Source organism: Amycolatopsis sp. NPDC059027, assembly GCF_042739735.1.
Lineage (GTDB): Bacteria > Actinomycetota > Actinomycetes > Mycobacteriales > Pseudonocardiaceae > Amycolatopsis.
This window is the reverse complement of the sequence record NZ_JBHYIK010000061.1, coordinates 21,129-41,580: the sequence shown is the minus strand read 5'-3', so window position 1 is coordinate 41,580 and position 20,452 is coordinate 21,129. Positions and strand designations below refer to the sequence as shown.

The following is a 20,452-nucleotide window of genomic DNA, read 5'->3' as shown; positions in this document are numbered from 1 at the left end:
CCCCGCGCGCCCGCGCGCGCCCGCTGCGTGTGGGGGGGGGGGGCTCCGGCGCTCTGCCGCGGCCCCCCCCCCCCCCCCCCCCCTGCCGCTGCAGTTCGGTCTGCTGTTGCTGTTGTTCGGTGACCTCGGACTTCTGGCTGAGGTAGGTCCGCAGCGGCACGGCGATGGTGAACGCCAGCGCGCACACCACGATCGCCACCACCGCCGCCCGGCGGGTGGTGGACATGCCGAGCACCTTCGCCGCACCGGAGGCCCGCTTCGCCGCCAGACCCCGGCGCAGCCGGGTCCTGGTGTTCTCGGCCTCGCCGGTCCGGCGCCGGGAAGACTCGCGCCGGGCAGGCTCACGCCGGGCGGCCTCGGGCCGGCGGGCGCGAGCCGACCCGCTCCCGCCCGCGCGGCCGCCGCGACGGCTGCGTGCCCTCCCCCGGTCAGCCATCCGGGATCAGGACTCCGCGCTGAACCGGGGGAACGCCAGGTCGCCCGCGTACCGGGCGGCGTCGGCGAGGGTCTCCTCGATGCGCAGCAGCTGGTTGTACTTCGCGATCCGCTCGCCGCGGGCCGGGGCACCGGTCTTGATCTGCCCGACACCGGTCGCGACCGCGAGGTCCGCGATGAACGTGTCCTCGGTCTCACCGGACCGGTGACTCATCATCGACTTGTAGCCGTACGACGTCGCCAGTGACACCGCGTCGAGCGTCTCCGACAGCGTGCCGATCTGGTTGACCTTGACCAGCAGCGCGTTGGCGGCGCGGCGGGAGATGCCCTCCTCCAGCCGGTCCGGGTTGGTGACGAACAGGTCGTCGCCGACGATCTGGACCTTGTCGCCGATCTGCGCGGTCAGCGTGACCCAGCCGTCCCAGTCGTCCTCGCTCAGCGGGTCCTCGAGGGACACCAGCGGGTAGTCCCGGACGAGCTGCGCGTAGTACTCGGACATCTGCTCAGCGCTCTTCTTCGCGCCTTCGAACGTGTACGCGCCGTCACCGAAGAACTCGGTCGCGGCGACGTCGAGCGCGAGCGCGACGTCGCGGCCCGGGGCGTACCCGGCCTTCTCGATGGCCTGCAGGATCAGGTCCAGCGCCTCGCGGTTGTTGGCCAGGTTCGGGGCGAAGCCACCCTCGTCGCCGAGCCCGGTCGCCAGGCCGCGGCCCTTCAGCACCGACTTGAGCGAGTGGTACACCTCGGCGCCCCAGCGCAGCGCCTCGCGGAAGGACTCCGCGCCGATCGGCGCGATCATGAACTCCTGGATGTCGACATTGCTGTCGGCGTGGGAGCCGCCGTTGAGGATGTTCAGCATCGGCACCGGCAGCACGTGCGCGTTCGGCCCGCCGAGGTAGCGGAACAGCTCCAGCTCCGAGGACTCCGCGGCGGCCTTGGCCACCGCGAGCGAGGCGCCGAGGATCGCGTTCGCGCCGAGCCGGGACTTCGCCGGGGTGCCATCGAGGTCGACCAGCTTCTGGTCGACGATCCGCTGGTCGACGGCGTCGGTGCCGACCAGGTCGGGGCCGATCTCGTCGAGCACGGCGGCTACGGCACGCTCCACGCCCTTGCCGTTGTAGCGGCCGGTGTCGCCGTCACGAAGCTCGACCGCCTCGTGTTCGCCGGTGGACGCGCCGGACGGGACAGCCGCCCGCGCCAGCGTGCCGTCGTCAAGGGCCACCTCCACCTCGACGGTCGGGTTGCCACGCGAGTCGAGAATCTCACGCGCGCCTACCTGCTCGATGAGAGCCACACCTGCTCCTCATGGGGTCGTGCCTGCGGTGACGCCGCCCAGAGTAGCCGTCCGCTCGGTTCACCCGTTGGAGGCACGGCCGGTCTGGTCCGGATCCGCCCGCACCTCACTCCAGCCGGGTGGCAGCTCGACGGTGTCGGACACCTGCTGCCAGAACGTCCAGCTGTTGCCGCCGATGTCCGCGACGGTGAACACCCGCGCGCCGTACGGCTGGTCCTGCGGCGGATCGATCTCCACCTCGTCGCCGAGGATGCCCTTGATCCGCTCGTACTGCGCGTCGACGTCGTCGACGTACAGGATGTTGAGCTGGCCGACGGGACCGTCGACACCCTTCGCCGTCCAGTACTCGTCGCCGACGCCCGCCAGCTGGATCCGGCACCCGCCCGCGTTCAACGTCGCCTGGAAGACCTCGCCGGTCGAATCGGCGAACCTGAGCTCCTCGGTGAACCCGAAAACCCTGGTCAGCCAGGCCAGCGCGGTGGTGGCGTCCGCGTAGTAGAGGTACGGCGCGAGGCCTAGATAGCCGTCACTCTGGTCGTCGCTCATGGCGAGACAGTCCATCACGCCCCGTCCGACGGTCGAGAAACACCCCGTCCACCGAGTATTGTGAGAGTGACTATGACGGACGCCGCTGCACTACCCGAGCCCTCCGGCGAGTCCAACTTTTATGCCTTCCGACAGGCCGAAACGCTCATCGGGCAACGCAGACCGCTCGACGCGCTGAAAGCGCTCGAACCACTGCTGGACGACGAACCGGACAAGCCGAGCGTCCAGCTGCTCGCCGGCCGCGCGTACTTCCACTCCGCACAGTTGCGCCGCGCCGAACGCGCTTTCACCCGGGTGCTGGAGCTCGACCCGACCGATCACTACGCACGGTTCGTGCTCGGCCGGACCCTGCAACGCCTCGGCCGATTGGCCGAGGCGCTCGCGCAGCTGCGCATGGCCTCGGCCATGAACCCGGTGCCGGAGTATCTCGAGGCGATCAGCGAGGTCAACGCCCGGATCGCGCTCGGCGGCTCCTGACCCTCGGCAGATCGGCGAGATGACCGGTCGGCCGGTGCGCCCCGGCCGGTCGGCCGATCCGCGGGAGGGCACCCACCAGCGATTCTGGTTCCAGGCCGCCGAAGAGGCAGCCGAACCGGAGTCCTGGAGGAGGACATCATGACGATCTTCGCGACGATCGGCGCGTTCGCCGGCCTGTTCCTGCTGGTGCTCATGGCGGTGACGCCGACGCTGGTCGACCTCGCCCAGCGTTTCCCGGTGCGCCGCCGCCCTGCCGCCAAGCCCGCTGCCCGGCACGCGCACACCTCGCGCGGCACCGCGCACGCCGCCGCCTGACCGCGCGGAACCACCTGCCTTTCGAACCACCTCGAATTCCTATACCCCCCAACGAAAACGACCCGCCGTGCGCACTTGACGACGCCCAGTGGACTGGTCCATTCTGCGAAATCAGCCGAGGGACAGAGCGGGGGCCCCATGAATCTGGCGTCATCGGCGCGCAGGAAGATCGCGGCGTTCGGAGCGATCCTCGCCGTCGGCACCGTGTCCGCCTGTTCCGGCGGGGAGAACGCGGTACCCGGCGGGCAGCAGGCCGCGCAGGGCATCGTCGATCGCGCCCCGGTGGCCACCGAAGCGGAACTGGCCGCGAGCCCGACGGCGCAGGCCATCAAGAAACGCGGCGAACTGCTCGTCGGCAGCGTGCTGGACACCCCGCTGCTCTCCCAGCAGAATCCGGCCACCGGAGAGGCCGAGGGCTTCGACGCGTTGCTGAGCAAGATGCTCGCCAAGTACATCCTGGGCACCCCGAACCGCAAGATCGTCAACGGCACACCACAAACCCGTGAGGCGTTGCTGGGCAACGGAACCGTCGACACGATCTTCATGGCCTACGGCATCAGGCCCGAACGCGCCGCGAAGGTCGGATTCGCCGGACCGTACTTCACTTCCGGCACCGCGATCGCCACGATGAAGAGCACCAACGACATCACCAAGGCCGCCGACCTCAACGGCAGGAAGGTACTCGTGCTGTCCGGGTCGAGCGCGGTCGACGAACTCAAGACCGTCGCGCCCAACACCGCGAGCGTGCAGCAGTTCCCGAGCACCCAGGAAGCCGTGCAGGCGCTCGTCCAGGGCCGGGGCGACGCCTTCGCCAGCGACCTCGTCGCCCTCGCGGGCGCCGCGTACAGCGAAAACAGGATCAAGGTGGCCGACGCGCGGGTGTTCGTTCCGGAAGCCGAAGGCATCGGTGTCCGGCACGGTGACGACGCGTTCAAGAAGTTCGTCAACGACTGGCTGAAGAAGATCGAGGACGCCAAGCTCTGGCACGAGGCGTACAAGGAGACGTTCGGCAAGGCGCTGCCCGATGTCCCGGAGCCACCGAAGATCGGCGACATCCCCGGGCTCTGACGGATCCGACGGACCTGACGCACGCGGAGATGAGTCAGCTGATCGAGTCCCTCGGCGAGTTCGGCAAGGGCGTGCTGACCACCGTGGAACTGGCCGGCGCTTCCTTTCTCGGCGCCGTCGTGGTTGCCGTCGTCGTGGTCACCTGCCGGATCGTCCCGGTGCGGCCGTTACGCCTGTTCGGCACCGCGTACGTCGAAGTGTTCCAGAGCATCCCGTTGCTGCTCTGGCTCGCGCTGGTGTTCTTCGCGCTGCCGGAAACCGGCGTCGAGTTCGGCGCGTTCGCCAGCGTGGTGCTGGCTTCCTCGCTCTACCAAGGTTCCTACTACGCCGAGGCGATCCGCTCCGGGGTGAACGCGGTACCGAAGGGGCAGGCGGAAGCCGCTCGCGCGCTGGGCTTGGGCGCCCGTCGGCTGCTCACGGAGATCGTTCTGCCCCAGGCGTTCCGCAGCACCATCCAGCCGCTGACCAACATCACCATCACGCTCGTGCTGGAGACCGCGCTCGCCGCGACGGTCGGCCTGCTCGACCTGACCGAGGCGGCGAACCGGATCAACTTCCGCACCGCGGAGCCGATTCTCGTCTACACCGGTGCCGGGCTCTGCTACGCGGTGCTGGCGGTGCTGGTCTCCACGATCGGCGGCAGGCTGGAACGCGGGATGGTGATTCACCGGTGAGCGACACCCTCTTCGACGTCCCGGGGCCGAAAGCCCGGCGGCGGATCGGAATCGCCACCGTGGCGTCGATCCTGCTCGGCGTCACGGTGCTCGTGGTGGCGCTGCTGAAGTTCGCCGACCACGGCCAGCTCGCGTTCGGCCGATGGCGCCCGTTCGGCACCTGGCCGGTCCTCGGCTATCTGTTGCAAGGCTTCGGCGGTACGGCGCTCGCCGCGGCACTGTCCACTGTGCTCGCCGCGGCGTTCGGCCTGCTCCTCGCGTTCGCCAGGATCTCCGGGCCGCACCCGGTCGCGTTCCTCGCCAGGGCTTACACGGAAGTGATCCGGGTACTCCCCGGGCTGCTGCTGATCTACGTCGTGCTGTTCGCGCTGCCGCCGCTCGGGCTGTCCATGAGTCCACTGTGGATGCTCGTCACCGCGATCACGGTGTACCGGGCGACGCAGTTCGGCGAGATCTTCCGCAGCGGCATCCTTTCCCTCGACCGCGGCCAGGGGGAGGCGGCGCTGGCGCTCGGGATGACCAGGACGGGCGCGCTGTGGCACGTCGTCTTCCCCCAGGCGCTGCGGCGCGTGACGCCGTCACTGGTGGGACAGCTCGCCGGGATCGTCAAGGACACCGCGTTCGGCTACCTCGTCAGTTACGCGGATCTGCTGTTCCACGGCAAGACGCTGGCCGGCTACAACCACCTGCTGATCCAGACCTATCTGGTGATCGCGCTGGTCTACTTCCTGGTCAACCACGGGCTTTCCCGGCTCGCGAGATGGCTCGAAGCACGGGAACGCCGCCGGTCCGCAGCCCCCGCGACCGATCCGAACCGCGACCTGGCCGCGGCCCCGGGCCAGTAACCACCGAGGGACGCCCTTGGTGCGTTGAGTGCGACGGGGGCGTCCCTCGGCACGTCCAACGCACCGAAGGCGTCCCTCGGCACCCGAGCCGCGCCGAGGCGGACCGAACCCTGACCCCCTACGGCTGGAGGCTGGCGCCCGCGTAGGCGTCGGCGCCACTGAAGACGTCCTGCCCGTACGTCACGGCCTGGTTGTAGAACAGCACCGCGTGCCACCACCCGGCGGGCGTCGCCAGGTCGTCCCCGGCCGAGCACAGATAACGCGCGGCGGTGAAGGCGGCGTCGTCGATGTTCTGCGGATCCGGCGCCGCGCCGTCGCCATTGGCCCGCTCGGCGTACTTCCGCCAGGTCACGGGCACGAACTGCATCGGGCCGACCGCGCGGTCCCAGGTCGTGTCGCCGTCGAGCTTGCCGCCGTCGGTGTCCCGCACGGCCTGCACGCCCGGCGAACCGTCGAGGGCGGGGCCGATGATCGGTTTGGTGACGCGGCCGTCCGCACCGATCTCCGCGCCGCCGAACCGGCCGTGCCGCGATTCGACCCTGCCGATCCCGGCGAGGAACGTCCACGACAGATGACACGACGGCTTCTGCCGCGCCATCCACATTTCGGCTCGCCCGTAGGCCGCGAGCACCCGCGCCGACACCTGCGTCTTGTCCGCGACCCGCCCGGCCCAGGCGTCGAGCTCGGCCTGATCCGAGACCTCCGGACGGTCCGGCGGCGCCGCGAGACCCGCGCGCGGGACACCCTCCCCCGGCTTCGGGCGCTGCTCTTCGACGACGAACGCGGGCTTGGGCGGCGGTTCGACCGCCGGTTGCCGCATCCCGACGGTCACGAGCAGCACCACCGCCGTCGCCACCAGCGCGAGCACGAGGATCACCCGGCCGAGGGACCGGCGAGGCGGGGGAAGATGGGGTGGCGGGAGCGGCGGGGCGGCGATCGGCGGGGTCGGTTCGGCCACCCGTTCAGGTTACGTGCCCACCCGCGAGAGGGAACCGGAAAGCCACCTCCGGCAAGCAGACGGTAAAAATTCGGGGACCGGAACGTAGCTCACACATTTCGTTATCGAACCGCGCCACAGCGTCCTGACCTGCGGTTACCCTAACCTAATCCGGATCTTCGGTCCTTTTTGCCCGGTTCACCACGTTAGGCAAGGCTTACCCTCTACTGGACTTACAGGTGAGCCTTACCTAAAACCGTCACGTCGAATGCAGGGACGCGAGGAGGCGGAGCGGTGTTGTTCTCGAGCGCACTGATCGGGTTGCGCGAAGGTCTGGAAGCCGCCCTCGTGGTCAGCATCCTCGTCGCGTTCCTGGTGAAAACGGACCGGCGGTCCGCGCTGCGGTGGGTGTGGCCCGGCGTCGGCGCGGCGGTACTGCTGAGCGTCGCGGTCGGCGCGATCCTCACCTACACCACCGCCCAGCTGAGTTTCGAGCACCAGGAACTGCTCGGTGGCAGCCTGTCCATCGTCGCCGTCGTGTTCGTCACCGCGATGATCTTCTGGATGCGCAAGGCGTCCCGCAGCATCGCCGCCGAACTGCGCGGGAAGATGGACGAAGCGCTCAAGGTCGGCCCGCTCGCCGTCCTCGTGCTGTCGTTCCTCGCCGTCGGGCGCGAGGGCCTGGAAACCGCGGTGTTCTTCTACTCCGCCGTGCAGACCGCGCAGTCGGACACCGCGCAGCCGCTGATCGGCTTCGCCGTCGGCATCGCCGCCGCGATCGTGCTGGCCTACCTGCTCTACCGCGGCGCGGTGCGCTTCAACCTTGGCAAGTTCTTCCTGATCACCGGCGTGCTTCTGGTGTTCGTCGCCGCCGGGGTCCTCGGCTACGGCCTGCACGATCTGCAGGAGGCCGGATTCCTGCCGGGCATCGGCACGCTCGCCTTCGACGCGTCGAACGCGCTGCCGGAGACGTCCTGGTACGGCGCGCTGCTCAAGGGGATCTTCAACTACTCGCAGCAGACGACCGTGCTGCAGGCCATCGCCTGGGTCGCCTACGTCGTCATCGTGCTGCCGCTGTTCCTCAGGCCGGTCAAGGCCGGCAAGAAAACCGCCCCGGCGTCCGCCGTGGCCACCGCTAAGGAGTGACCGTGCGCAACACCCGTCGATTCCCGCTGGCCGTCCTCGGTGCCGGCGCCCTGGTGGCGCTCACCGCCTGCGGCGGCAAGGAGGACACCGCGGGCGCCGCCGCAGGCCCGATCAAGGTGGAAGCCACCGATACCGCGTGCACGGTGTCGGTCAACAAAGCCAACGCCGGGAACCTGACCTTCGAGGTCACCAACAAGGGCACCAAGGTCACCGAGTTCTACCTCTACGCCGAGGGCGACCGGATCATGGGCGAGGTGGAGAACATCGCGCCGGGGCTCAACCGCAAGCTGATCGTCGAGGTCGCCGACGCGGGCAAGTACCAGGCCACCTGCAAGCCGGGTATGGCGGGCAACGGGATCCGCAGCGAGTTCACCGTCACCGGCGGCGCCCCGAAACAGAACGACGCGAACGCGCTCAAGGCGCAGGCGACCAAGAGCTACGCCGAGTACGTCGCGAACAACGCCACCGCGCTGGAGGACGGCACGACCAAGTTCGTCAACGCGGTCAAGGCGGGCAAGGCCGACGAAGCCAAGGCCGCCTACGCGTCGACCCGCGTCTTCTACGAACGGATCGAGCCGGTCGCCGAGAAGTTCGGCGACCTCGACCCGGCGATCGACGCCCGCGAGGCCGACGTCGAGGAGGGCAAGCAGTTCACCGGGTTCCACCGGCTGGAAAAGGATCTGTGGAAGACCGGGCTGCAGGCCGACAGCGGCCAGATCGCGGACAAGCTGCTCACCGACGTCAAGGACCTGATCGGCAAGGCGAAGGGCCTGCAGCTGAGCGCGCTCGACCTCGCCAACGGCGCGAAGGAACTGCTTGACGAGGTCGCGACGAAGAAGATCTCCGGCGAGGAGGAGACCTTCTCGCACACCGATCTCTGGGACTTCCAGGCCAATGTGGACGGATCGAAGGCTGCGATCAACGCGCTGCGCCCGATCCTGCAGCAGAAGGACGCCACACTACTGGCCACTTTGGACAAGGAGTTCGGGAACGTACAGCGGCAGCTCGACGAGCAGCGCAGCGGGGACGGGTTCAAGACCTACACCGATCTGGCCCCGGAGAAGGTCAAGCAGTTCGCCTCGGCGGTGGACGCGCTGGGCGAGCCGCTGAGCAAGGTCGCGGAGGTAGTGTCGCGGTGACGTCACCAACGGGGAGCGAAGACGGCGCCCGCGTCTCCCGCCGCAAGCTGTTCGGCCTGGCGGGAGCGGGAGCCGCCCTGGCGGGAGCCGGGGTGGCGACGGGGATCGGCATCGACAGGCTGGGCGGCGAAAGTTCCGCACAGGCCGCGGTCAACACCGTGGACTTCCACGGCGCGCATCAGGCGGGCATCACCACGCCCACCCAGCAGAACCTGCACTTCGCCGCGCTCGACGTGACCACAAAGGACCGTGAGAAGCTGGTCAAGCTGCTGCGCACGTGGACCGACGCCGCGCGCCGGATGACCGCGGGCCAGGAGGTCGTCGCGAACGGGGCCATCGGCGGCAACGCCGAGGCCCCGCCGGGGGACACCGGCGAGGCGCTCGACCTGCCCGCGTCGTCCCTCACGCTGACCATCGGCTTCGGCCCGTCGCTGTTCGACGACCGGTTCGGGCTCGCATCGAAACGCCCGGAGCAGCTGATCGATCTTCCGTTGTTCCCGAAGGACAAGCTCGACCCGAAACGCAGCGGCGGCGATCTGTGCGTCCAGGCGTGCGCGAACGACCCGCAGGTCGCCGTGCACGCCGTGCGCAACCTCGTCCGGCTCGGCTTCGGCGTCACGGAGGTCCGCTGGTCGCAGCTCGGCTTCGGCCGCAGCTCGTCGACGTCGCGGACGCAGACCACCCCGCGGAACCTCTTCGGTTTCAAGGACGGCACGAACAACATCAAGGCCGAGGACACCGACGTGCTGCGCGATCAGGTGTGGGCCGAAGCCGCGGACGGCCAGGCGTGGATGGCGGGCGGCACCTATCTGGTGGCGCGCCGGATCCGGATGCACATCGAGACCTGGGACCGCGAACGCCTGACCGGTCAGGAAGAGATCATCGGCCGCAAGAAGGGCGACGGCGCGGCGCTCGGGCAGGCCGCCGAGTTCGATCCGGTCGACCTGCACGTCGGCGGCAAGGACGGACAGCCGATGATCCCCGAGGACTCGCACATCCGGCTCGCCTCGCACGAGACGTTGAACGGCGCGCGGATCCTGCGTCGCGGCTACAACTTCGTCGACGGCTCGGACGGCGTCGGGCATCTTGAGGCCGGGCTGTTCTTCCTGGCGTTCAACCGGGACAGCCGCAAGCAGTTCGTCCCGATGCAGCAGGCTTTGTCCACAAAGGACGCGATGATGGAGTACATCCAGCACACCGGCTCGGCGCACTTCGCCGTCCCGCCCGGCGTGTCGGACAAGGGCTACTGGGGTGAGGGACTGTTCGGCTGACGATCACCGCGGGTTAACTTAACTCAAAGTCACGATTTCGCCTCCACGCTTCTTACCACGTAACGATCTTCACCCTTTTGCCCACCTCCTGGATACCTAACGTCACCAGGAGAGGGGCTGCCATGACCCGTCTGCTCCCCATCGCCGTCGCACTGATCGTCACGACGAGTGTTCTCGTTGCTACTCCGATGATCGGTGCGGCGCAGGCCGTCCCCGCCGCCACCACCCTCACGTTCAGTTCCCACGAGGACGACGACCTGTTGTTCATGAGCCCGGACATCACGTCGGACGTCCAGGCGGGCTACGCGGTCTGGATCGTCTACCTCACCGCCGGCGAGACCCCGCCCGGCGACCTCGCCTACGCCGACAAACGCATCCAAGGTGAGCGCGCCGCCTACGCCCGGGCGGCGCACCGGGCCAACCAGTGGACCTACGAGCCGATGTCCTTCGGCGGCCACGACCTGGCGACGAACCGGTTGAACGGCACCAATGTCCACCTCGTCTTCACCTTCGTGCACGCCGCGGACGGCGGGCACGGCGATCCCTGCGGCGACCTGTTCCGGATGCTGCACCTCCCGGCCTATGTCGCCCAGCCGATCGACGGCCGCGCTCCGTACACAAAGGACTCGTTCGTCGGGATGCTCGGCTCGATCATCGACACCATCCGGCCCGACTACATCCGGACCCACAACAGCCTCGGTCATCGCGATCCGGCACCGAACACCGATCACGTGGACCACATCTCCGGGGCGATCCTGTCCGCCGACGCCGACGCGGACGCCGCGGGCAGCACGAAGATCCGCCGCGACGAGTACCTCGGGTACATCATCAGGACACTGCCGGACAACGTGTTCGGCTACTGGCGTGACGAGAAAACCGCCGTGTGGAAGGCCTATCAGCCCTTGGACACGCAAACCTTCTCGACGTCGTGGAGCGTCGCGATGGGCAGGCAGTACCGCCCGGAAGGCCGCATCTTCTTCCCCGGCGCCCGGTGGGTCCCGCCCGACGACTTCACCTCGTGCTGACCCGGGCTTGACTTCAAGGGAACTTGAAGTTGGACGCTGAGGACATGTTCACCGAAGCCGAAATCGAGTACCTGTCCACCCAGCCGCTCGGCCGGATCGCGACCGCACAGCCGAACGGGACGCTGCAGGTCAGCCCGGTCGCCTTCACCTGGAATCCGGAGGCGAAGGCCATCGACGTCACCGGGTACAACCTGACCAGGAGCAAGAAATATCGCAACGTCGCGGCCAACGGCCAGGTGGCGTTCGTCGTCGACGACCGGCCGTCGCTGGAGCCGATGCGGATCCGCTGCCTCGAGATCCGGGGCCGCGGCGAGGCGATCCCCGGCGTGTTCGCCCCGGACGGCCACCTCGACGGCGCGGTGATCCGCATCCATCCCGAACGGATCATCAGCATGGGCATCGAAGACGGCGACCACGACCCCCTCGACCTCGTCCCGAACAACCGCGACGTCTAGGCGCGGGCCGCCCAGCGCCCCTCGCGGCGGGTGATCCGGACCGGGTGATCGAAGCATTTGCTCACCTGATCGGTGGTCAGCACGTCGTCGACCTCGCCCGACGCCAGGCAACGACCTTCGCGCAGCAGCAACGCGTGCGTGGTGGTCGCGGGCAGTTCTTCGAGGTGGTGGGTGACCAGCACCGTTGCCAGCGACGGGTGTTCGCCGCGCAGCCGGTCGATGGCGGTCAGCAACTGTTCGCGGGCCGCGAGATCGAGGCCGGTCGCGGGTTCGTCGAGCAGCAGGAGCCGCGGTTCGGGCATGAGCGCGCGGGCGATCAGGGCCCGGCCGCGCTCGCCCTGGGACAGGACCGGCCACGCGGCCGTACTACGCCGGTCCAGGCCGAGCAGGCCGATGAGCTCGTCCGCGTGCGCGGCCTGCTCGGCCGTGGGTGCCCAGCGCGGGACGAGTTCGGTGGTGTTGGTCAGCCCGGTGAGCACGACTTCCCTTACGCTCAACGGCGTTCGCAGCGGATGCCGCGGGTTGACGTGCCCGAGGTACGAGCGCAGCTCCCGCATGTCGACCCGGCCGAGCCGCCGCCCCAGCACCTCGACGACGCCCCGCGTCGGATGCGCGACGGCCCCGGCGAGGCCCAGCAGCGTGCTCTTGCCCGCCCCGTTCGCCCCGAGCAGCGCCCAGTGCTCCCCCTGCCGGACGGTCAGCGAAACGCTGTCGAGCAGGTAGGTCCCGTCGCGGACGAAATCGACGTCGTCGATCCGCAGCACGGCGGTCATCGATCATCTCCTTGTTTCGAGCGGAGAAAGTCCATAATGGTGTCCACATTGGACACCGTGGCGGCGATCGCGGCTTCGGGGTCCCCGTTTTCGAGCGCGGTCAGCAGCTCGGCGTGGGAACACGACTGGTCGGGCAGGCCCGCCTCGTGGGCGACCATGTCGACCAGCGCCTCGCGCAACTGCAGCCGGACGGAGTCGAAAAGGCCCAGCAGCACGGCGTTTCCGGACAACTCGACGACGCCCCGGTGGAAGTCGAGGTCGGCGTCGACGAACGCGGCCGGGCCGTCTTCGAGGTGTGCCTGTCGGTTGTCCAGCCGCGCCGCCAGCCCGGCGACGTCCTCGCGCCGGATACGTTTCGCCGCGAGGCGCGCGGCTTCGACCTCCAGCGCGCGACGGACCTCGTGCAGCTCCAGCAGCTCCGCGCGGCGCAGCATCCGGCCGACGTCGACGGGGATCTCCCGTGCGGCGAAGGTGCCCGAACCGTGCCGGACGTCGACCCAGCCGTCGCGCGCGAGCAGCCTGATCGCCTCCCGCACCGACGAGCGCCCGACACCGAGTTCCGCCGCGAGCTGGACCTCGTTCGGCAGCCGCCCGCCCGCGCCCCAGCGCTTTTCGCGGAGCATCTCGCGCAGCAGGCGTTCGACCTGGGGCACCACCGGCCCGTGCCGCAGTCCCGTCATCTCGCCTCCCGTGTCGGGGCGAGCCTAACAGAAGTCCTCAGACGTCTGAGGTGAGTACGCTCACCTGGCGATACCCGGAACCAGCGCGTCCAGCGCATCGCCGTGGCAGGTGAGCAGCGCCTGCCGCAGAGCCAGGATCCGCGTCTGCTGCTCCGGCTCGGGCAGCGCTCGCAGAGCGTGCCAAGCCGCCTCCGCGATCGGCGCCGCCCGCTGATCGGAGTACGAGCCCGCATGGAAAGGCTTCAGGTCCCCGACGAACCACGCGGCGGCGACGACGCGCGCGGCGAACTCCCGCGGCTCGTCGCGCTGCACCGAAAAGCACGACGAAACTCCTGCCCCGCCGACCAGGACGCGAGGAAGATCGGCCGGGGCCGTGTGCTGACCCACGTAGCTCTGGAGGTCGACGAAAACCGTGGCGGGATCGCGCGGCATCACGTCGCGGAACGACGCGGGAGCCGACGATTCCACGACCCTGGTCGGGGCGCCCGGCAGTTTCGCCAGCAGCCGCAAGGTTTCCCGGCCAGGGCCCACCAGTCCGGCGAGCCTGTCCTCGTGCACTCGCGTCACGCAGACGGGCCCGTCGCACACCAGCTCGGCGGCAGCACGATCGAAGACCAGGTCGTCCGCCGGCGAAGCCGGGAACAGCGGGATCGCGATCAGCGCGCCGAGCGCCATCGGAGCGAGTGCGAACACCTTGACCCGGACGGATTTCACCACCAGCAGAAGAAAACCGGTGACGGCGAGACCGAGGAACCACAGTGTCTGTCCAATGTCGACCGAGGTGGCCGTGGTCGCGAAGACGGTCTGTGGGTCCGCGAACGCCGGCGCCAGCAACGAGACCTGGTTGGGCAGGAAGCCCTCGCCGAAAGTGCTGTTCAAGAACGACAGGTACAGCGCCGCCTCGACCACGAATGTCACGACCGCGAGGACCGGCGCGATGATCGGGGAAGGCAGTGCGCGCCCGGCGCCGAGCCCGATACAAGCCACGGCGACGACCGCCAGCCCACCGATCAGGAACGCCGGGAGCCAGGCGAACGAGAAGTATCCGCCGCGGGCGACGACCTGCGCCGCACCGATGCCGAAGATCACCGCGTAGGCGAGAAAGGAGAGACCGGCGAGGAGTCCCGCCAGCTTCGCCGCGCGGTGCCAGGCAGGACGCGGTGTCGTGCCGAGGAGTTCCACGGTGCCGGACCGGCTGTCGCGCATGCCCTGCAGCGCTCCGGCGCCGATGACGATCGGCAGCAGGTACATCAGCAGCATGCGGGTCCACAGCGCGGACGACACCCACTCCTGCCCAAAGGCCGCGGGCAACCTCAGAATCGGCCCTCGGATCGCGTACACGGTGAAGATCGCGACCGCGAGAAGCAGGAGCGCCGTCCACGGCGCGATCGTGCGGCGCAGCTCGATACGCAGGATACGCGCGTTCACCAGTTCCCTCGTTTCCGGTCGCCGCCGAGGATCGCGGAGTAGCCGCGCTCGATCGGGCTGTCGCCAATGTCGTCGGAGCTGCCCGCAGCGGCGAGATCGTCCGGTGTGCCTTGGAAAACGCGGTTGCCTTCGGCGAAGAGAACGACGTCGGCGCAGGCGGCCGCGACGTCCTCGACGAGGTGAGTCGAGACGACGACGCAGGCGTCCTGGCCGATCTCCTGGAGGAGTTCGCGGAACCGGACGCGCTGCATCGGGTCCAGGCCCGCGGTCGGCTCGTCGAGCAGCAGGATGTCCGGGTCGTTGACGATCGCCTGCGCGATGCCCGCGCGGCGCACCATGCCTCCGGAAAGCGTTTTCATCCGGTCGTCGGCGCGGTCGGTGAGGCCGACGCGGTCGATCGCGCGCTGTACCGCGGCCGGGATGTCCTTTTTGGACATCTCCTTGAGCCAGGCGAGGTATTCGACGAACTCGCGCACGGTGAAACGCTTGTAGAAACCGAAGTCCTGGGGCAGGTAGCCGATCCGGCGACGGAGGCCGCGTTGATCGATGCGTCCCCCGATCGACTCACCGAGCAACACGAGCCTGCCGCCCGCCGGCCGGAGCACCGTGGCCAGTGCCCTGATCAGCGTGGTCTTCCCGGCCCCGTTCGGGCCGAGAAGGCCGTGTACTCCCACGCCCAGCGCGAGATCCAAGCCGTCGACGGCGAGCTTGCGCCTGCCGACCCTGACCTGGAGTCCTTCCGCGTGGATCTCCTGCGCGTAAGTCGCCGGAGCGACTTCCGCGGCACTCACCGGACGCATCACATCTTCCCCTCTTCTCATGCCTGCCGCGCGCTGAGCCGCGTGAAAGCACTACGCCGCAGCACGATGACGATCGCCGTGACGACCAGGGCGGTGGCCCACAATGGCAGCCACTCCTTGCTGAACAGGAACGTTTCGCGCTGGGAGGTCACGGTCGGCACGATCACGATGGCGGCCCAGACCCCGATCAGCGCGTACGCCGCCCTGGCCATGCCGATGACGCCGCCGAGCGCGAGCGTGCCGGTGGTGAAGGCGAGACTGGGCAGCAGGGTCATCGCGATGCTGCCGCCGGTCGCCCACTGGGCGAGCAGGAGCAGCGGGACCACCACGGCCAGTACCGCGGCCGTCCGCCTGAACACGAGATAGAGCCCTGCCCTCGGGGTCGCCGCGGTCAACTCGTATGCCGGGTCGACGCCGCGGGTCCACGCGGCCGCGACTCCCAGTACCGGCAGGATCGGCGCGAAGAGCCGCACGAACGAGATGCCGTCCTCGCCCCGCCACAACCGGTCCATGGCCACGGCCGCGACGACGACCAGCAGGGCCATCAGCAGCCACGGCAGCATCACCGGGGTCACCCAGGTGCTGAGCCAGGCAGCTCTCCGGCGCGGTGCCGGGGTCGTCCGCGCGAGTTCCGGCTCCAGCAGGGACCAGACGCTCTCGAGCGCCGTGAGCGTGCCGGGGGTGTCGACCTCGGCGAGCCTGCCTCGGCAGTCCGCGCAGGTTTCGAGGTGGGATTCCAGTGCCCAGACGGCGTCACCGGCGAGTTCCTCGCCGCGCACGTATCTGGTGATCAGCGCGGCCGAAGCGTGTTCGGCGTTCATGACATGGCCTCCCGCATGGCGATCCGCGCCCTGCGTGCACGGGTTTTGACTGTTCCTTCCGGCAATCCGAGCAGGATCGACGTCTCACGGACGGTCAGGCCGTCCAAGACCATCGCCTGCAGTACGGCGCGAAGTTCGGGGGCGAGGCGGCGCAGTGCGTCACCGACGTCGTCGCCCACCGTGGTGGCCAGCGCCTCGTCCTCGGCCGCGGGCGCCAGTTCCACGGCCAGCATCGTAGGCGGCGGCTGGGCGTGGTGCGCCCGGCGGCGGAAGGCGTCGACGAGGCGGCGCGCGGCGATGGTCCACACCCAGCCGACGGCGCTGCCCCCGGTCACGCTGCCGGCGAACGAGCCGGCGGCCCGCCACACCGCGAGGTAGGTCTCCTGCAGTACGTCGGCGACGACCTGCTCGTCGGAGCAGCGGCGGCGCAGACGCACGATGAGCCACGGCGACGTGCGGCGGTAGAACTCCTCGAACGCCGCTCGGTCGCCTTTGGCTGTGAGCCGGATGAGCTTCTCCTCGTCCAACTCGCCTAGTGCACGCTTCACACCAGGCAAGACGCCGGAATCCGGCGACAGGTTCTCACTCGATGGTGTTCTGTGTCACATACTTTCGCCGTTACGTAGGCTGCGCCCATGACCACTTCCGATCTCGTGCCGGCGTTCGCCCCCACCGGCACCTTGCGCGCGTCGATCAACCTCGGCAACCCGATCCTGGCGGGCCGGGACGCGGTGAGCGGTGAGCCGGCGGGCGTGTCCGTCGACCTCGCCCGCGAGTTCGCGTCGCGGCTCGGCGTGGACGTCGAACTCGTGGTGTTCGAGAAGGCCGCCGCGTCGGTCGAGGCGGTGCGCGGCGAACAGGCCGACATCGGCTTCTTCGCCATCGACCCGGCGCGGAGCGAAGGCCTGCTGTTCACCGCGCCGTACGTGCTCATCGAAGGCGCGTACCTGGTGCCGGAATCGTCGCCCCTGCCCGGCAACGCGCAGGTCGACGCTGCCGGGCAGCGCATCTCGGTCGGCTCCGGCAGTGCGTACGACCTGTTCCTCACGCGGGAGATCCGGCAGGCGGAGATCGTCCGGCTCGAGGGCGCGGCGGGCGCCGTCGCGGCGTTGCGTTCAGGCTCGGTATCGGTGGCGGCGGGGATCCGGCAGGTGCTGGAGCGAGAGGCGTCGCGGTCGCCGGGGGTCCGGGTCCTGCCGGGGCGGTTCATGGTGATCCAGCAGGCGATGGGTCTTCCCGCCGGGCGTGGCGGCGAGGCGCGGGCCGCGTTGGCGGCGTTCGTGGAGGAGATGAAGGCGAGCGGCTTCGTCGCGGACGCGTTGAAGCGCCACTCCGTCGAGGGCGCGATCGTCGCTCCCGCCTCCGCCGAGTGATCTCGCCGGGGCTGTTCGGGGTCGCGTCGTGCCGTCAAGGCCACCTTACGGGCGTCTGACGCCCGTAAGGTGGCCTTGACGACGCTTTTGTCCTGTGTGGACAGTGCTGGGGGGCGGTAGCGAAGGTCCCTTGCTCGCGGGCCCGGGTGCGTTCCGGCTGCCCGGGGTTTGACCCGGGCGACGCACCCAACGCACCAAGGGCGTCCCTCGGCGCACCCAACGCACCGTGGGCGTCCCTCGGTGCGCCTCCATACCCGAGCGGCCCCCGTTTTGTCGGACCCCGCGCGTAGGCTGTTTGGTAGGGGCGCTCAGAGTGTCCTGAATCTTCCGTTCATTCCTTCAGCACCCCGGCCCGGCGCTCAGGCGGAGGGCCAGAACTTGCGCCAGCCGTCGGCTTCCAGGGTCGTCGGTTCGAGTCCGACGGCGCGGGCGGCTTGTTCGGCGGCGCGGACGTTCCTGGCGAACTGTTTGGCCAGGCCACGCAGTTCCCCCTCGGGGTCGATCCCGGCGCGGCGGGCGGTGGCGGCGGCGCGGAAGAGCTGCGCGGCGACGTCGGTGCCCTGCGGGAAGAGGTCGAGCGGGATACCCGCCCGCCCGGTCCGCTGGCCGAGCTTCCCCGCGAGCGCGGCGGCGGGCTGGCCGAGGGCGACGCCGTCCACAATGGACTCACGGCGCTTCTCGACCTGTTTCAGCTCTTCCCATTTGACTTCCTGGTGTTCGGCAGTCTCGATCCGCGTCGCGTCGGCGAACACGTGCGGATGACGGCCGACCAGTTTTTCGACCAGCCCGCGTGCGACGTCGTCGATGTCGAACGGGTCTTCCCCGTGCTCGGCGGCGACACGCGAGTGGAACAGCACCTGGAGCAGCACGTCGCCGAGTTCCTCGCGTAGCGCCGTCCGGTCGCCTTCCTCGATCGCGTCGAGCAGTTCGTAGGTTTCCTCGACCAGGTACTGCACCAGCGACTCGTGGGTCTGCACCGCGTCCCACGGGCAGCCGCCCGGCGACCGCAGGCGATCCATCACCTCGACGGCCTCGACCAGCGGCGGCACCGGCGTCTCGACCACCCGGGCCCCGGCGGCGAGCAACGACGCCGCAGCGGGCTCGGACCGGGACGCGGCGATCAGGACGATGCCTTGCGTGCCGGGCGCCTCGGCGACCGAGGGCACGCCGAAGGTCGCGGGGTCGACGTCTGAAGCCGCGTACACGGGTTGGGAACGCAGAAGCGGGAGTGCGGCCGCCGGAAGCGTCGCCCCTCGGGCGACCACGACGACGGACGTTGTCACTGTTGTTTGGCCCGAGCGGCACTGTTCGGAAGCAGCACTACGCCCTGGGTGGCGGCTTCGGTCGGCGCGAGGTCCATTGCGACAACATCCCACACGCCGTAACGCGGGTTGACGCGCAGGTCCTCCAGGCTCAGGTACGGCTCCAGCATCCGCCGCCCGAGCGCGACGAGCTGCGCGGCGTTGGGCTCACTGGACTGGTCGACCGCCACCGGCTTGTTGTCGGATCGTTCACGCACGAGGACGACAACCCAGCTGGTGGGATCCTTGGGGGAGTCCTGGAAGGCGGCGACGCCACCGACCGGCAGCCCGAAGTACACCTTGGACGCGGCCGCCGGGGTCTGAACGGCGGCGAAGGTCCGGGTCCCGACCGAGGCGTTGGGGTTCTTCTGCTCCCTCTTGATCATCTCGGACGCCGCGCGCGGGTCGGCGGCGAACTGCTTCGCCGTGCTGATCGCCTGAGCACGCACGGCGGCGGGGTCGGGCGCGGCGGCGGAATCGGGCACGGGCAGGGCGAAGTCCAGGGTCACCGCGAGCTTCGGCAGGTACTTCGCTCCGAGCTGCCGCAGCAGGAGCTGGTCGGTGAGTGCCTCGCGGTGGTCGCGGGCGCTGTTCACGACCAGCGACACGGCGGTCGCCGGGCTCTGCTGCGCCAGCTCGACCGGCACTGGCCGGCTGAGCTGGTCGTCCTGCAGATCCTTGGCGAGCTGAGTCTCGTCGACGGTCAGGCCCTCCTGTTTGGCGGCCTTTCCGATCAGCTCGTGCACCACGAGCTGGCGGACAACCTCGCGCCCGACGAGATCGAGCTTGTGCTGCCGCGCGAGCTGCTGGGCGTACGGCTGTTCCCGGACAGCCTTGTCGATCAGGCTCTGTACCTGGTCCACCGAGGCCGACCGGTCACCGATGATCACCGCCGCGCCGACCTGGCTGGGCCCGGCGCCGCATCCGGAGAGCAGCAGCGCGCCGGCAAGGACAGCGATCAGCCCGCGAGGGCGCCCCATGATCCGCATCACACGCACACCCTCTCATACGACACCGGCGACGAGAACCGTGTCGTGCATCCAGGTACGCGTGTCGTGCCCTTCCGTTACGTCCGGACCGTCCCGGAAAAGGGACTCGCCCCGCCGGGCCCAGTGCGCCGGGGGCTCGCCAGGCGAGCCGCGCGGCAGCCGAGCCTCCTTCGACCTTTTGGCCGATGGGCGGCCGTCTTCATCGGCGTAGCCTCGGCTCCATGGACCACTGGCTCACCATCGAGGTGCTCGACGGGGCGTTTCCCGCGAGTTCCTGGCGCCGGTCCTTTGGCGACAACCTCACGGAAGCCGCGATCACGAACGGCGCCGAACACTGGACGTGGCACCAGTACCGCTGGGGCGTAATCCTCGAAATCGAATTCGCCACCGACGCACGACGCGACCGTTTCCGGAGTCTTCCGGCGGTGACGGCCGCGCTCGATGCCGTCCCGGACCCCGAACACGGGCTGCTCATCTACCCCGGCCGCGGTGGCGGTTCGGGCTCGCGGGTTCCGCGCGGGCCGCGTCCGATGCCGATGGCGGGCGCGGGTGCGCTGCCCGTACCGCAGGAGGAGCGGTACACCCGCTTGGCCGAATCGGAACCGCCGCTCACCCAAGGCGTGACGCTCAGCCCCTGATCGGCTTCGGATCCCACACCAC

The 20,452-nt window shown here is 69.5% G+C and carries 24 protein-coding genes; 12 read left to right on the top strand and 12 right to left on the bottom strand.

Annotated features, from left to right (window positions below; all coding sequences use genetic code 11):
* The 3 genes from ACFWY9_RS33665 to ACFWY9_RS33655 form a co-directional block, all read right to left on the bottom strand.
* Positions 1-436, bottom strand: a 436-nt coding sequence (locus ACFWY9_RS33665; protein WP_378340749.1) for a septum formation initiator family protein, incomplete at its 3' end; no start/stop codon positions are given.
* Positions 437-442: 6 nt separating this feature from the next.
* Positions 443-1,729: a phosphopyruvate hydratase gene (gene eno, locus ACFWY9_RS33660; protein ID WP_378324493.1), complete on the bottom strand. Its 1,287-nt coding sequence runs from the start codon at positions 1,727-1,729 to the stop codon at positions 443-445.
* A 60-nt stretch (positions 1,730-1,789) separates the two neighbouring features.
* The gene (locus ACFWY9_RS33655) at positions 1,790-2,275 is read right to left on the bottom strand and encodes a VOC family protein (RefSeq protein ID WP_378324492.1); all 486 of its coding nucleotides are present in this window, start codon (positions 2,273-2,275) and stop codon (positions 1,790-1,792) included.
* A 72-nt stretch (positions 2,276-2,347) separates the two neighbouring features.
* On the opposite strand from ACFWY9_RS33655, the gene ACFWY9_RS33650 reads away from it, so the two are divergent.
* The 5 genes from ACFWY9_RS33650 (at position 2,348) to ACFWY9_RS33630 (ending at position 5,654) form a co-directional block, all read left to right on the top strand.
* Positions 2,348-2,752, top strand: a complete 405-nt coding sequence (locus ACFWY9_RS33650; protein ID WP_345398972.1) for a tetratricopeptide repeat protein — start codon at positions 2,348-2,350, stop codon at positions 2,750-2,752.
* Positions 2,753-2,890: 138 nt separating this feature from the next.
* Positions 2,891-3,067, top strand: a complete 177-nt coding sequence (locus ACFWY9_RS33645) for a hypothetical protein (RefSeq protein WP_378324490.1) — start codon at positions 2,891-2,893, stop codon at positions 3,065-3,067.
* Between the two features lie 138 nt (positions 3,068-3,205).
* The gene (locus tag ACFWY9_RS33640; RefSeq protein WP_378340748.1) at positions 3,206-4,135 is read left to right on the top strand and encodes a transporter substrate-binding domain-containing protein; all 930 of its coding nucleotides are present in this window, start codon (positions 3,206-3,208) and stop codon (positions 4,133-4,135) included.
* A 29-nt stretch (positions 4,136-4,164) separates the two neighbouring features.
* Positions 4,165-4,809, top strand: a complete 645-nt coding sequence (locus ACFWY9_RS33635; protein WP_378340747.1) for an amino acid ABC transporter permease — start codon at positions 4,165-4,167, stop codon at positions 4,807-4,809.
* On the top strand, positions 4,806-5,654 hold the full coding sequence (locus tag ACFWY9_RS33630) for an amino acid ABC transporter permease (RefSeq protein WP_378340746.1): 849 nt from the start codon (positions 4,806-4,808) through the stop codon (positions 5,652-5,654). Before ACFWY9_RS33635 ends, ACFWY9_RS33630 begins: the two co-directional genes overlap by 4 nt.
* Positions 5,655-5,772: 118 nt before the next feature.
* Here the strand turns inward: ACFWY9_RS33630 and ACFWY9_RS33625 are convergent, their stop codons facing one another.
* Complete coding sequence (locus ACFWY9_RS33625; RefSeq protein ID WP_378340754.1) at positions 5,773-6,510, bottom strand: lytic murein transglycosylase; 738 nt, start codon at positions 6,508-6,510, stop codon at positions 5,773-5,775.
* Between the two features lie 375 nt (positions 6,511-6,885).
* Between ACFWY9_RS33625 and efeU the strand changes: the two genes are divergently transcribed.
* From efeU to ACFWY9_RS33600, 5 genes are all read left to right on the top strand, one after another.
* Positions 6,886-7,737 (top strand): iron uptake transporter permease EfeU, encoded by an 852-nt coding sequence (gene efeU, locus ACFWY9_RS33620; protein ID WP_378340745.1) that lies wholly within the window; start codon positions 6,886-6,888, stop codon positions 7,735-7,737.
* Positions 7,734-8,876, top strand: a complete 1,143-nt coding sequence (gene efeO, locus ACFWY9_RS33615; RefSeq protein ID WP_378324484.1) for an iron uptake system protein EfeO — start codon at positions 7,734-7,736, stop codon at positions 8,874-8,876. Before efeU ends, efeO begins: the two co-directional genes overlap by 4 nt.
* The gene (gene efeB, locus ACFWY9_RS33610; RefSeq protein ID WP_378340744.1) at positions 8,873-10,147 is read left to right on the top strand and encodes an iron uptake transporter deferrochelatase/peroxidase subunit; all 1,275 of its coding nucleotides are present in this window, start codon (positions 8,873-8,875) and stop codon (positions 10,145-10,147) included. Before efeO ends, efeB begins: the two co-directional genes overlap by 4 nt.
* A 122-nt stretch (positions 10,148-10,269) precedes the next feature.
* Positions 10,270-11,172 carry a PIG-L family deacetylase gene (locus tag ACFWY9_RS33605; RefSeq protein ID WP_378340743.1) on the top strand — a complete coding sequence of 301 codons (903 nt, stop codon included), beginning with the start codon at positions 10,270-10,272 and terminating at the stop codon, positions 11,170-11,172.
* A gap of 44 nt (positions 11,173-11,216) precedes the next feature.
* A complete protein-coding gene (locus tag ACFWY9_RS33600; RefSeq protein ID WP_378340753.1) occupies positions 11,217-11,627 on the top strand; it encodes a PPOX class F420-dependent oxidoreductase in 411 nt (136 codons plus the stop codon).
* On the opposite strand, the gene ACFWY9_RS33595 is transcribed toward ACFWY9_RS33600, so the two are convergent.
* From ACFWY9_RS33595 to ACFWY9_RS33570, 6 genes are read right to left on the bottom strand one after another with little or no spacing between them, the layout of a single operon-like run.
* A complete protein-coding gene (locus ACFWY9_RS33595) occupies positions 11,624-12,400 on the bottom strand; it encodes an ABC transporter ATP-binding protein (RefSeq protein ID WP_378340742.1) in 777 nt (258 codons plus the stop codon). The two genes, ACFWY9_RS33600 and ACFWY9_RS33595, sit on opposite strands and share 4 nt — an antisense overlap.
* Positions 12,397-13,080: a FadR/GntR family transcriptional regulator gene (locus ACFWY9_RS33590; RefSeq protein WP_378340741.1), complete on the bottom strand. Its 684-nt coding sequence runs from the start codon at positions 13,078-13,080 to the stop codon at positions 12,397-12,399. The genes ACFWY9_RS33595 and ACFWY9_RS33590 overlap by 4 nt, the downstream gene beginning before the upstream one ends.
* Positions 13,081-13,140: 60 nt before the next feature.
* Positions 13,141-14,508: a hypothetical protein gene (locus tag ACFWY9_RS33585; RefSeq protein ID WP_378340740.1), complete on the bottom strand. Its 1,368-nt coding sequence runs from the start codon at positions 14,506-14,508 to the stop codon at positions 13,141-13,143.
* Positions 14,505-15,308, bottom strand: a complete 804-nt coding sequence (locus ACFWY9_RS33580; protein ID WP_378340739.1) for an ABC transporter ATP-binding protein — start codon at positions 15,306-15,308, stop codon at positions 14,505-14,507. Before ACFWY9_RS33580 ends, ACFWY9_RS33585 begins: the two co-directional genes overlap by 4 nt.
* A gap of 17 nt (positions 15,309-15,325) precedes the next feature.
* Positions 15,326-16,129, bottom strand: coding sequence for a zf-HC2 domain-containing protein (locus ACFWY9_RS33575; RefSeq protein WP_378324474.1), 804 nt, complete (start codon positions 16,127-16,129; stop codon positions 15,326-15,328).
* Positions 16,126-16,677, bottom strand: coding sequence for an RNA polymerase sigma factor (locus ACFWY9_RS33570; RefSeq protein WP_378324473.1), 552 nt, complete (start codon positions 16,675-16,677; stop codon positions 16,126-16,128). Before ACFWY9_RS33570 ends, ACFWY9_RS33575 begins: the two co-directional genes overlap by 4 nt.
* 87 nt (positions 16,678-16,764) lie before the next feature.
* Here ACFWY9_RS33570 and ACFWY9_RS33565 point away from each other — a divergent pair, with 87 nt between their 5' ends.
* Positions 16,765-17,502, top strand: a complete 738-nt coding sequence (locus ACFWY9_RS33565) for a transporter substrate-binding domain-containing protein (protein ID WP_378324471.1) — start codon at positions 16,765-16,767, stop codon at positions 17,500-17,502.
* A gap of 359 nt (positions 17,503-17,861) precedes the next feature.
* Here the strand turns inward: ACFWY9_RS33565 and ACFWY9_RS33560 are convergent, their stop codons facing one another.
* Entirely contained in the window at positions 17,862-18,785 is a 924-nt protein-coding gene (locus tag ACFWY9_RS33560; RefSeq protein ID WP_378324470.1) for a MazG family protein, read from the bottom strand.
* The gene (locus ACFWY9_RS33555) at positions 18,782-19,792 is read right to left on the bottom strand and encodes a hypothetical protein (protein ID WP_378324468.1); all 1,011 of its coding nucleotides are present in this window, start codon (positions 19,790-19,792) and stop codon (positions 18,782-18,784) included. Before ACFWY9_RS33555 ends, ACFWY9_RS33560 begins: the two co-directional genes overlap by 4 nt.
* A gap of 221 nt (positions 19,793-20,013) precedes the next feature.
* Here ACFWY9_RS33555 and ACFWY9_RS33550 point away from each other — a divergent pair, with 221 nt between their 5' ends.
* Positions 20,014-20,430: a hypothetical protein gene (locus tag ACFWY9_RS33550; RefSeq protein WP_378324467.1), complete on the top strand. Its 417-nt coding sequence runs from the start codon at positions 20,014-20,016 to the stop codon at positions 20,428-20,430.
* The last annotated feature ends 22 nt before the right edge of the window (positions 20,431-20,452 follow it).